10 protein-coding genes are annotated in these 12143 nt (G+C 49.0%); 3 read left to right on the plus strand and 7 right to left on the minus strand.

Annotated features, from left to right (window positions below):
* Nucleotides 1-15: 15 nt before the first annotated feature.
* From HZF10_RS08915 to HZF10_RS08945, 7 genes are all read right to left on the minus strand, one after another.
* Nucleotides 16-897 carry an SDR family oxidoreductase gene (locus HZF10_RS08915; RefSeq protein WP_176005846.1) on the minus strand — a complete coding sequence of 294 codons (882 nt, stop codon included), beginning with the start codon at nt 895-897 and terminating at the stop codon, nt 16-18.
* Between the two features lie 70 nt (nt 898-967).
* Nucleotides 968-1369: a response regulator gene (locus HZF10_RS08920; protein WP_176005847.1), complete on the minus strand. Its 402-nt coding sequence runs from the start codon at nt 1367-1369 to the stop codon at nt 968-970.
* Nucleotides 1366-3696, minus strand: a complete 2331-nt coding sequence (locus HZF10_RS08925) for a PAS domain S-box protein (protein ID WP_176005848.1) — start codon at nt 3694-3696, stop codon at nt 1366-1368. Before HZF10_RS08925 ends, HZF10_RS08920 begins: the two co-directional genes overlap by 4 nt.
* A 149-nt stretch (nt 3697-3845) precedes the next feature.
* Nucleotides 3846-5969 (minus strand): methylmalonyl-CoA mutase, encoded by a 2124-nt coding sequence (gene scpA / locus HZF10_RS08930; RefSeq protein ID WP_176005849.1) that lies wholly within the window; start codon nt 5967-5969, stop codon nt 3846-3848.
* Between the two features lies 1 nt (nt 5970).
* Nucleotides 5971-6687, minus strand: a complete 717-nt coding sequence (locus HZF10_RS08935; protein ID WP_176005850.1) for an energy transducer TonB — start codon at nt 6685-6687, stop codon at nt 5971-5973.
* 48 nt (nt 6688-6735) lie between these two features.
* Nucleotides 6736-8109, minus strand: coding sequence for a methylmalonyl-CoA mutase subunit beta (locus HZF10_RS08940; RefSeq protein ID WP_176005851.1), 1374 nt, complete (start codon nt 8107-8109; stop codon nt 6736-6738).
* A 36-nt stretch (nt 8110-8145) separates the two neighbouring features.
* On the minus strand, nt 8146-8985 hold the full coding sequence (locus tag HZF10_RS08945; protein ID WP_176005852.1) for an AraC family transcriptional regulator: 840 nt from the start codon (nt 8983-8985) through the stop codon (nt 8146-8148).
* 111 nt (nt 8986-9096) lie between these two features.
* On the opposite strand from HZF10_RS08945, the gene HZF10_RS08950 reads away from it, so the two are divergent.
* The 3 genes from HZF10_RS08950 (at nt 9097) to HZF10_RS08960 (ending at nt 12119) form a co-directional block, all read left to right on the plus strand.
* The gene (locus HZF10_RS08950) at nt 9097-9927 is read left to right on the plus strand and encodes a phytanoyl-CoA dioxygenase family protein (protein WP_176005853.1); all 831 of its coding nucleotides are present in this window, start codon (nt 9097-9099) and stop codon (nt 9925-9927) included.
* A 61-nt stretch (nt 9928-9988) separates the two neighbouring features.
* The gene (locus HZF10_RS08955; protein WP_176005854.1) at nt 9989-10762 is read left to right on the plus strand and encodes an IolE/MocC family protein; all 774 of its coding nucleotides are present in this window, start codon (nt 9989-9991) and stop codon (nt 10760-10762) included.
* A complete protein-coding gene (locus HZF10_RS08960) occupies nt 10749-12119 on the plus strand; it encodes a sugar porter family MFS transporter (RefSeq protein ID WP_176005855.1) in 1371 nt (456 codons plus the stop codon). Before HZF10_RS08955 ends, HZF10_RS08960 begins: the two co-directional genes overlap by 14 nt.
* Nucleotides 12120-12143 lie beyond the last annotated feature (24 nt).

The raw sequence follows: 12143 nt of genomic DNA on the forward strand, positions 1-12143 counted from the left end.
TTTATTTCGAACCTTTTACGAATTCTTTTTTGCCTTGATCATCGCTTCGAGCATGTCCCACATTTCCTCGGGAATCGCCTCGAGCAAATTGAATTGGCCCGCGCCTTTGAGCCATTCGCCGCCGTCCAAAGTGATGACTTCACCGTTTAGGTAAGCCGAAAAATCCGAAACCATGTAAGCCGCGAGATTCGCAAGTTCCTGATGGTCGCCCACGCGTTTAAGCGGCACTTTCTTCGCAAGGTCGAATTGGTCTTTCAGATCGCCGGGAAGCAATCTGTCCCAAGCGCCTTTTGTAGGAAACGGACCCGGCGCTATGGCGTTCGAACGGATGCCGTATTTGGCCCATTCCACGGCCAAACTGCGCGTCATGGCCAAAACGCCGGCTTTCGCAGTAGCGCTCGGAACCACATAAGCCGAACCGGTCCACGCATAAGTCGTCACGATGTTCAGGATGACCGATGAAGCCTGTTTGCTGTCGATCCAGTGTTTCCCGAAGGCTAATGTACAGTTCTTGCTGCCTTTGAGCACGATGTCGATGATCGTGTCGAAAGCATTTGCAGACAGCCGTTCGGTAGGTGAAATGAAGTTCCCGGCGGCGTTGTTGAGCAACACGTCCACGCTTCCGAATTCTGCCAAAACCGATTGCAGCATGGCTTCGACCTGATCGTAATGACGCACATCGCAAGCCACGGCAAGGCACTTTCCACCCGTCTCGGCTTCGAGTTCGCTTGCGGTGGTTTTGAGTTTTTCGAGATCGCGCGAAGTAATGGCGACGTTCGCTCCCAATTCGAGGAAATACTTGGTCATCGATTTGCCAAGGCCGCTTCCTCCGCCTGTCACGACTATGTTTTTGCCTTTCAAAGCGTCGTCGCGCAACATTTTTGCTGTAAAGTCCATTCGGTTTGTTTTTGCTAAATGTAGCGATTCGGCCCAAAACAAAAAAGTATCTTCTGAACGGTTTTTGCGTTTATTTGATGCTCGACAAAAATTCCGGAGTCACAGGTTTTTCTTGGAACGACAGCACGTTCGGATCATTTTCTGCCTTTTGGATATCGGTATTGTCGATAGACGACGAAATGATGAAAATGCGGCATTTCTTCTTCAAATCTTCAGGAAACTTGTCGTAAGCCGCCATAAATTCAAAACCAGACATGCCCGGCATGTAAATGTCCACAAGCATCAAAGCGGGCCAGGCATGCGAATCGTCCTGGTTGTCGCGCAAATAATCGAGCGCTTTTTGGGCCGAACTGAATTCGAGCAGCTTATCGGCCAATTCCATTTTTTTGATCAGACGTGTGGCTACATACAGGTCGATCGGATTGTCGTCTATGACCATGACGACTTCGAAAATCGGGTTCTCGTTTTTCATTGGTGTAAGTTTTTTAGGTGTATTTCAAATGTGGTTCCCGTGCCTTCTTCAGAGTACAAAGTGATCGAGCCGTCGAGTTTTTCGGCGATCTGCCTTGAAATGTAAAGCCCGATTCCGGAACCTTCTGTAGGTCCGGGCAAACGGAAAAACATTTCGAAAACTTTCGAGTGGAATTCTTTCGGGATGCCGACGCCGTTGTCCGAAATCACAAGCTTAAGTCCGGATTCCGTAGACGAGCCCGAAATCTTCACATACGGGTTTTGCTTTGACGGATCCCGAAACTTTATGGCATTGGAAACAATGTTCTCGAGCAAGGTGCAAACGCTTTGCAAATCGGAATGGAAAGGCACTTTTGTCTCGAAATGGATGTGGAATTCGATACCGTCCGACTTTTCGACCGATTTCATCGAATTGACGATCTTGTGCAGTATAAATTCCATATCTATCTCTGAAACATTTAAAGACGCACGGTTCGTATGCGCGTAGTTGAGCACGTTCTTGATGAAAATGTCGAGGCGGTCGACTTGTCCGTTTATAAGCCTTAAATGTTCGCGTGTCGAAGATTCGTTGGTGTCTTCGTTTATGATGTCGAGCAATCCGCGGATAGAGGTGAGAGGTGCGCGCAAATCATGCGAAATGCTGTATACGAAGCGGTCGAGTTCAGAATTGGTGCGTTTTAGTTCTTCATTGTAGCGCTTCAGGCTCGAAATGTTGCGCGCGTGGCAAGCCGTCCCGATGATGTTGTCTTTTTCGCGTATCGGATAGAACGAAATTTCCCACCACAAATCCGATTGGCCCGTCAACTCGACAGTCTCGCTGAAGATTTCACCAAGAAACGCACGATGGTAGAAATTGCCGTAATATTTTGCGATTTCCGCTCCGAGGCCGTCGTGCAGTATCGATTGTCCGGGTCGGATGCGATGTCCGATAAACGTGAGCATCGCTTCGTCAAACGCGCGGTTAGACGTGATGAGCTTCATTTCCGTGTCGACACTCCAAAGCAGGTCGTTCGTGTTGTTGATCAGCGCGAACAAATTGTTGCGGTCGAATTCCTGTTGTTTTTGGGCTTTTTTCTTGTCGTTGATGTCGATGAAATTCGAAATGATCGCCTCGACTCCGGGTTCGTGCAGCAAGTTCGTGGCCGTTCCTTCGCACCAGATCCAATTGCCGCTTTTGTGCCGCAGCCGCATCTCGAAATGGAAAAAACCTCCGGGATGTTTGATGAGCTCCGACCTTTTGGCTGCATAATACGGTTGGTCGTCGGGATGGATCAGGTCGAAGATGTTGAAGCGGTCGGTGTCTTCGTATTCATATCCGAGGACACGCGTTATCGACGGGCTTCCGTACAACAATTTCCCATCTTTCGACGCCATCGACTTCATGTCGGCACTTTTTTCGATGAGTGCGCGAAACCGTTTCTCGCTTTTCTCGAGTTGCGCCTCGGCCTCGCGCTGCCTTTTGGACATGACGGCGTTGTCGAGTGCATATGATAGGTCTTTGCTGACTTCCTGAAGCAGTTTGATTTCCTCGTCTTTGACGAAATCTTCCTTGTCCGAATACAAATCGAAAACGGCAACGACCTTGCCCGAATTGAACAACGGCAGCGAAATCAGCGTAGGCATTTTATAGCCTTTACCCATTGCAAGCGTTTGGTCACCGTTGATTTCGATTTGAAATTGTCCCGTTCGCATCAGCCTGTGATGGATGTCTTTGGATTCGTACGCGACAAAATCGGGGAATTTCGTTTTCTTGGGAAATCCGAATTGTGCTTGCGGGATGATGCCTTTGTTTTGCCGGTCGATAAGCCCTATCCACGCCGACGAGAACAGCCCTTGCTCGACAGCCGTGCGGCAAGCCGAAGCGAACAGCCTTTTTTCGCTCCTGTAATGCACGATGCTTTGGTTGATCTGGCTCAGGAACGCATACAGGCTTTTGGTCTTGCGGATGTTTTCTACCGCTTCCTTGTAAGGCGTGATGTCGAGCGAAAGGATGCAGATGCCTTCTTCGGCTGGTTCTATGCACAGGTCAAACCACTTCACGACACCGTTCGGGAACGTGAATTTGTTTTCAAGTCCGACGGCCTCTCTTTCGTACATGCATCGCTTGAGGCTCTGGAACACTTCTGTATCCTCTATGCCCGGGAATTTTTCCATCATCGTATGACCCACGAGTTGTTGGCGGGTCATCCTTACTTGATGAAGCATAATGTCGTTTATGTAGACGTACTTCCAGTTAAAGTCAATGATTTGGATACCTTCGAGCAATGAGTCCAGACGTTCCCGAAGCCGCGCAGTACCTGAAGCTTGGGTTTTAACGTGTTTATTCATCAATCTAGCTCAACCTGATATTATGAGAAGAAAGATAAAGAATCGAAATCTCAAAAGGTTACATAATTCGCGTATTGTGATTTATTTAAACCATGAAAAAGCGCGATTTGCCATTTTGGATATAACTGAAATATCTTTGCGCAGATGACTTATTTCTCTAACAAAACCTCGAGTATCTTGATTGCAGCCTCGCTGATTTTCGTGCCCGGCCCAAAAACCGCCGTAGCTCCCGAATCGAACAAGAATTGGTAATCCTGAGCCGGAATCACGCCGCCCACGATCACCATGATGTCGTCGCGACCGTATTTTTTGAGTTCTTCGATCACTTGAGGCACGAGCGTTTTGTGACCGGCGGCCAAAGACGAAACGCCCAAAATGTGCACGTCGTTTTCCACAGCTTGTTTTGCGGCTTCGGCCGGAGTTTGGAAAAGCGGCCCGATGTCTACGTCAAAACCTACGTCGGCATAACCCGTCGCGACTACTTTAGCGCCGCGATCGTGTCCGTCCTGACCCATTTTGGCGATCATGATACGCGGTCGGCGTCCGTCTTGTTTGGCGAATTCGTCGGCCAATCGTTTGGCTTTCTCGAAACTCTCGTCGTTTTTGATTTCTTTGCTGTACACGCCGCTGAAAGATTTGATTTGTGCTTTGTAACGTCCGAAAACAGATTCTAGCGCATCGCTGATTTCTCCTAAAGTCGCACGGTTTCTCGCTGCGTCGACCGCGAGTTCGAGCAAGTTGCCTTTTCCTGTTTTTGCCGATTCGGTCAAAGCCGAAAGACATTTGGCGACCTTATCGGAATCTCTTTCGGATTTGATTTTTTCAAGACGCTCGATCTGTTGTTTACGGACCAACTGGTTGTCCACATCCAAGATATGCAAAGGATCTTCTTTGGCCAAACGGTATTTGTTGACGCCCACGATCACGTCCTGTCCGCTGTCGATACGCGCCTGTTTGCGTGCGGCTGCTTCTTCGATGCGAAGTTTCGGGATACCGGCCTCGATCGCTTTGGTCATGCCGCCGAGTTCTTCGACTTCCTCGATGAGCGCCCAGGCTTTTTGGGCGATTTCCGACGTAAGCGATTCCACGTAGTAACTGCCCGCCCAAGGATCGACGGTTTTCGTGATTTTGGTTTCTTCCTGAAGGAAAAGCTGTGTGTTTCTGGCGATGCGCGCCGAAAAGTCGGTCGGAAGCGCAATGGCTTCGTCGAGCGCGTTCGTGTGTAAAGATTGAGTTCCGCCAAAAGCAGCCGCGGCCGCTTCGATCGCTGTCCTGGCGACATTATTGAACGGATCTTGTTCGGTCAAACTCCAACCCGACGTCTGGCAATGCGTCCTTAGTGCCAACGATTTCTCGTCTTTCGGATCGAACTGCTTGAGCAATTTCGCCCAAAGCATACGTCCGGCACGCATCTTCGCGATTTCCATAAAATGGTTCATGCCGATCGCCCAAAAGAACGAAAGGCGAGGAGCGAAGTCGTCTATTTTCATGCCTGCCGCCAATCCGGTCCGGATGTATTCGAGACCGTCGGCAAGCGTGTACGCCAATTCGATATCGGCCGTTGCGCCTGCTTCCTGCATGTGGTAACCCGAAATCGAGATTGAGTTGAACTTGGGCATGTTTTTGCTCGTGAACGCGAAAATATCCGCAATGATTTTCATCGATGGCGCGGGCGGATAAATGTAGGTGTTACGCACCATGAACTCTTTCAAAATGTCGTTTTGGATCGTCCCTGAAAGCAATTCGGGCTTTACGCCTTGTTCCTCGGCCGCGACGATATAGAACGCCATGATGGGCAAAACCGCTCCGTTCATCGTCATCGAAACCGACATTTCGTTTAGCGGAATCTGGTCGAACAGCACTTTCATGTCTTCGACCGAATCGATGGCCACGCCAGCTTTACCGACATCTCCGATCACTCGCTCATGATCGGAATCATATCCGCGGTGTGTTGCCAAATCGAATGCGACCGAAAGTCCTTTTTGTCCGGCCGCGAGATTTCGTCTGTAAAAGGCGTTGCTTTCCTCTGCAGTCGAAAAACCGGCGTATTGACGGATCGTCCACGGTCGGCGTACATACATGGTCGCGTACGGACCGCGAAGATTCGGGGCGAAACCGGCAGCGAAGCCAAGGTGCTCGAGATTCTCGGAATCGGCTTTTGAATACTGCGATTTTACGGGAATGCCTTCGGCCGTCAGGAAACTTTGGTCGTTTTCCCTTGTTTGTTCCGCATTTTGCGGTGCTAACGTGATATGTTGTAGATTTTTCCGCATTTTAATTTACTGTAAAAGTCCGGGTCATTTGCGTCCTTACGAACCAGTTGTCTTTTTTACCGGCTCTCCATCGCGGAGCAGAAGTCAATACGCGTTTGATTTCGGTACAACTGTCCGGGCTTGTAGTTGGGTCGCATTTGATGAAGGTCAGCATGCCGTCTGGTTCGACTATGAAATTGACGGTGAATGTTCCTTTTCCTTTGAAATTCTTTTCGAAAAAGGAGTTCAGTCCACTTTCGCCGGTAGCAAACTCAGGCTTCAGGTTAACTTCGGCTTCCGGGTAAATCGGATCGGGTTCGGGCGCCATGACCTGTATCGGGATTGTAAACATGGTACGCACTTTCCTTCCATTTTGTTCGCCCGGAGACCATTTCGGCGATTTGTTGAGTACGCGGACGGCTTCTTCGCCGGTCCCGAATCCCATGTCGCGTAGAATCTTGACATTCGTGACCGAGCCGTCCCTTTCGATCACGAAACTCGCGATTACTTTTCCAGACTGCATTTCCGGATGTTCAGGCGTTCGGTAATTTTTGGCCACGAACATGTAGAATTGTTGGATGCCGCCGGGAAACTCCGGCTTGACATCGATTCCGGATACATTTCTCGGTGTATCGTCGTCATTGGCAGCCACGACTTTAGGAGGTTCTTCCAGCTTTTGCGTGGTTTGGGCGGCAAGCTGCAAAGTGCCGATACAGAGTAGGGCAATAAGTTTTTTCATTGTTTGATTGCTTTTGGTATTATCGAGTAAGCAAACCGAGAGTTAAAATCATTTTAATTCGTTTTCGGATTCGAGTCGTTCCTGCTCCAGTCTCTCGGCCAGACGCTTCTCTACCAAAGGCGTGAAAAGGGTTTTGCGCGCTTTCTTTTTGATGAACGGATACAACTCCAGATCGTCTTTCATCCTGTCGTTCTTGTTCGGATATTTGTTTGTGCCGATCAGGATTTCCTTTCCCGAATCGAAAAGCGCTTGTTCCTTTTCGGCGGCTTCCTTGACTTTGCGTTGGATCGTGCCGTCCTTGAGTTGGGCCAAAAATCCGCCATCAGCCTCGATTTCCTTGAAAAGCATCAACGCTTGAGAGGCCAGTTGCTGTGTGAGGTTTTCGATGTAATACGCGCCGTCTGCCGCATTTTCGACCTTATCGAAATAGCTTTCGCTTTTGAGGATGAGCAGTTGGTTTCTCGAAATGCGTTCGCCGAATTCGTTGCTCTTGTGGTACAAAGCATCGTACGGCAAATTGCAGACCGAATCCGCACCGCCCAAAACCGCACTCATGCATTCGGTGGTCGTGCGCAGCATGTTCACGTTGTAATCGTAAAGCGTTTTGTTGCGTTTGGTAGGTGTGGCCAGGATGTGGATATCGGAAACGATTCCGAATTCTTTCATGACCGATGCGAGCAAAATCCGCAAGGCGCGCACTTTCGCGATCTCGAAAAAGTAATTCGGCCCGATCGAAATCTGCACCAAAATCGTTTTGTCGATGGGCATGCGGTTGAAATACTCGGTCGCATGCGCCAACGTATACGTCAACTGCTGGACGATGTTCGCGCCCGAATTCTGGTACAGCCGCGCATCTATCGCATGTACGGAAAGGTTTTTCGTTTGCGTGGAAAGTTTGGCCAAATCTTCGAAATCGTCTTTTTTGCCGAACCAGTTGCCGTCCGAAACCAGATTCCCGATCGGGTCGATGCTGCAAAAAACGACGAAGGACTTGCCGTTCAACGCCGAATCAAGCCGTTTTACGAAATCGATTGAGAGGAATTTCAAATCGAAATACAGCGTGGCGTTTTCGAAAGCAAGCCCGTTTATGAGTTGTGTGACGTCGGCTTTTTCGTCCGAAACCACGAACCTCAAGCTTTCCGCACCGCGACTCATCGAATCGTTTGCACGCCTGATGGATTTTTCCACGTCGAAAACAAAAATCTCCTGACACACCAAAAACGGGTGAGAGGCGCTTGCGGGAAGCGAAATCGCGTCTTCGTCGGCGTGATAGAAAGGGCGTACTTTGATGCCTTCGGGCGATTCCCAAACCAGGGTTTCGTTGAAATCGGCTCCTTTGAGTTCGTATTGGATCTGCTGTTTCCACTGTTTCGAGGAAACGCCTTCGAACCCTTCGAATAAATTGTCTGAAGTTGTGCTCACTGTAAAATCTTCTGCCGCAAAGATAGAGAAATGCGACTAAGCGAACATCCTGAATTTCACGGGTGTCGTGCCTTTTTTCTTGAGGAAGACGCGATTGAAATAGGTGAGGCTTTCAAAACCCGAATCGGAGGCGATCTCGCGCACGGTCTTGTCGGTATCGCTCAAAAGCAGGCAGGCGTTCGCGATGCGGATTTCATTGACGTAATCGGAGAAGCTGGTTTTCATGTTGCGCACGAAGAATTTGCAGAACGCGCTTTTCGAAAGTGAAACCAACGATGCGGCCTTTTCGAGCGAGATTTCCTCGGAGGCGTTTTCGTACACATACCGGCAGACTTTGTTGATGCGGCTCGCGTTTTCGGAACTTCGACTACCCGAATACACAGACGAAGAAAGTTCCGAACTCGTGTTTTTGCACAAGTTTTCGAGGATTTCGAGAAACGACGTGATGCGCGCCAACCCTGTTTTTTCTGGAAGTGTCACAATCGCTTCAATCGTATCGGCATCGGGTTTCGCGAAAAAACTGCCGCGCACCGAATTGTCGAGCAGGTTCAGGATCGGGCGGCATTCGTAAAGCGTGGCGAACCGTTTGACGAATTCCGACGAGAATTGGATCACGACCGCCGCCGATTCTTTGCCGCCTATGTTTTCGTTCGACCATGTATGCGGTAATTCGGGTCCGATGAGCACGAGATCGCCCGGGAAGAAATTCTCATGGCTGTCGCCGACGATGCGCTTTCCGTAACCTTTTGTGATCAGCGTGAGTTCGTATTCCGGATGGTAATGCCACTTGAATTCGAAGAAAGGCACGGTGAACGCATAAGCTACGAACGCGTCTTTTCCTTTAATCGGTTCTACGTTTTCAAATGCCGCTTTCATACACGTATTGGATGAATGTGTCGATTATCGGAACAAATTTAGTCAATATAGTGTCGTGTTTTGGTTTTTTCGTGTCGGATTGCGTAATCGTTTTCGTCTAGTTTTACCGATATGGATTTACAGCACAACACATCGTACGATTTAAAGGTTCTCGATGAGCCTTATACGCTCGGGCAGGAGCAGATCGATTTCTATCAGAAGAACCGGTACATCAAATTGAAACACGTTCTCGACCGCGCGACTTTGGATCATTTCAACAAGGTCATTTCCGATCAGGTCGACAAGATGAATACGCAGGAAGTGCCCCTCGATGAACGAGATACTTATGGGAAAGCGTTTCTTCAGTTATTTAATCTATGGCTTGAAGATAGTGAAGTTAAACGTTTGGTTTTCAGTAAACGAATAGCAGGTATCGCAACACAGCTCATGAAAGTTCGCGGAGTGCGAATGTATCACGATCAGGCGCTTTTTAAAGAAGGTTTCGGCGGGATAACGCCTTGGCATGCAGATCAATACTATTGGCCGTTGGATTCCGACAAGACCGTGACGGCCTGGATCCCGCTTCAGGAGACGCCACTCGAAATGGGGCCACTCGAATTCAGTGCCGCAAGCCATGCGATCGTCGAAGGACGCGAGCTTGCCATTGGAGACGAATCCGAAAACATAATCAACCAGCGTCTTCGCGTCACCGATTTCAAACACGTGATCGAACCGTTCGACGCAGGCGAGATCAGTTTCCATTCGGGTTGGGTTTTCCATCGCGCCGGAGCCAACGCCACACCCGAAACCAGAAAAGTCATGACGATCATTTACATGGACATCGACATGAAGCTCAAAAATCCCGAAAACAAGAACCAGGAACACGATTGGCACACGTGGTGTCCCGGCGCTAAAATCGGAGAAGTGATAGACACACCCATAAACCCGGTCTTATTCCCTTGAAATGCAAGTAAAATTTTGTGGTACGTTCTGGGGTTGTGAGGATAAAAGTCCGGTTGATTTTTTGAAAGACATTGTAACAGATGGATTTTCAGGGGCCGAAATCAACCTGGCTTCCGGGTTTTTCGATAATTCGGATTTTCGAAATGCACTCGCCGAATTGCGTTCGGACGGTTTTTCGTTTATCGCGCAACAGGTTTTGGACCCACGCATCGAATCGGTCGACGAATACATCGGACGCATGCTCGACCGTTTTTACTTTTTGGCGAGTTTTGAACCCGATTTCATCAATTCGCACACGGGAAAAGATTTTTATTCGTTTGACGACAATTGCCGTATCATAGAAGCCGTCGAAAACTTTGCCGTACGCACCGCGATTCCCGTCGTACACGAAACCCATCGCGCACGTTTTACGTTTCATTTGTCGACGTTGCTTCCGTATCTCGAGAAATTCCCCGAACTTAAATTGACGGCCGATTTTTCGCATTGGTGCAACGTGTCCGAAAGCCTTTTGGAAGAGCAGGGCGATATGTTGGAAAGCATCATTACAAACATAAGCCACATCCATGCGCGTGTCGGCTGGCAGCAATCGGCCCAGGTGAACGATCCTTTTGCGCCGGAATGGGAACATCATCTTTCTGTTTTTACCGATTGGTGGCGAAAAATCGTCGCGTATCATGCCGAAAATGGACGCGGATCGATGACGATCACTCCAGAAGCCGGGCCTTTCCCGTATATGCCACAAACTCCATACTCAAAAGAAAACCTTGCCGACCAACGGCAAATCAACTCGAAAATGAAAAACTACCTAAATACCACACTTTATGGCCGCTACTGATCTGCGCTTTGTAACCCTAAGCGCAGCTCTCGGCGGTTTGTTGTTCGGATACGACACGGCCGTGATTTCTGGCGCCATCGGCAATTTGACCGAATATTTTTCGCTATCGGCGGCACAAACGGGTTGGGCGATTTCGAGCGCACTTGTAGGTTGTCTCATCGGCGCTTTCGTTTCCGATTTTTGCAGCGACAGGCTCGGACGCAAGAAAAGCATGCTCATCGCTGCGTTGTTGTTTCTCGCATGTTCTATAGGAACGGCCGTTCCCGAGACGTTTTCGATGTTCGTCATTTTTAGGATCATCGGCGGAATCGGTGTCGGGATCGCTTCGATGGTCGTGCCCATGTACATTGCCGAAATCGCGCCCGCCGACAAAAGGGGAGAACTCGTCGCGTACAACCAATTGGCGATCGTGATCGGAATTGTAGTCGTATATTTTGTAAACTATTTTATTGCAGTTCAAGGCGATGCGGCCTGGAACCTGAACATGGGTTGGAGGTTGATGTTCGCTTCGGAAGCCATTCCGTCCGTTTTGTATCTCGTATTGGTTTTGTTCATTCCGGAAAGTCCGCGGTGGCTATTGCAAAAGGGCAGAGAAGCTGAGTCGATCGCTGTTTTAGAGAAATTCAACAATAAGGAAAACGTCGCGTATTTGGTGGCCGATATCAGTTCGTCGCTTCACGTTTCAAGCGAAAAACCTTGGAAAGCGTTGCTCGAACCTCAATTGCGATTGGCACTTGTCGTCGGGATTGGATTATCGATTTTCCAGCAAGTGACGGGAATCAACGCGATTTTATATTACGCACCCGAAATTTTCAAAAGCTTCGGAAGCGACGTAAACGCCTCGCTTTTGGAGACAAGCCTGCTTGGTTTGGTCAATTTGGTCTTTACGATCATCTCGATACGATTGGTGGATAAAATCGGTCGCAAACCTTTGCTCAACATCGGAAGCGTGGGCATGTTAGTATCGTTGATTGTCGTCGGATATTCGCTCCAGCACCAAATTGCTGGTTCTTGGCTGCTCGGGTTTCTGATGCTTTTTATGGCGTCGTTCTCGATATCTTGGGGTCCGGTCGTATGGGTTTTGCTCGCCGAGATCTTTCCGAATCGCATAAGAAGTTTGGCGCTGTCTATTTCGGTTTTCATCCAATGGGGTGCGAATTTCGCGGTTTCCCAAAGTTTTCCGATGCTGGTTCAGGACAAAGTCTTGCAGGAGCGCTTCCATGGCGGTTTCCCGTTTGTGATTTTTGCGGGATTCGCGATGATGGCACTTGTGTTCGTGTGGAAGCTTGTTCCCGAAACAAAGAAAATGACGTTGGAAGAAATGGATGCGATGTGGGAAAAACGTAAATTGAAGTGAAAAGCAAATTCCAAATATTAGAGC

Origin of the sequence: Flavobacterium agri (genome assembly GCF_013401995.1) — a bacterium.
In the GTDB taxonomy this organism is placed as follows: domain Bacteria; phylum Bacteroidota; class Bacteroidia; order Flavobacteriales; family Flavobacteriaceae; genus Flavobacterium; species Flavobacterium agri.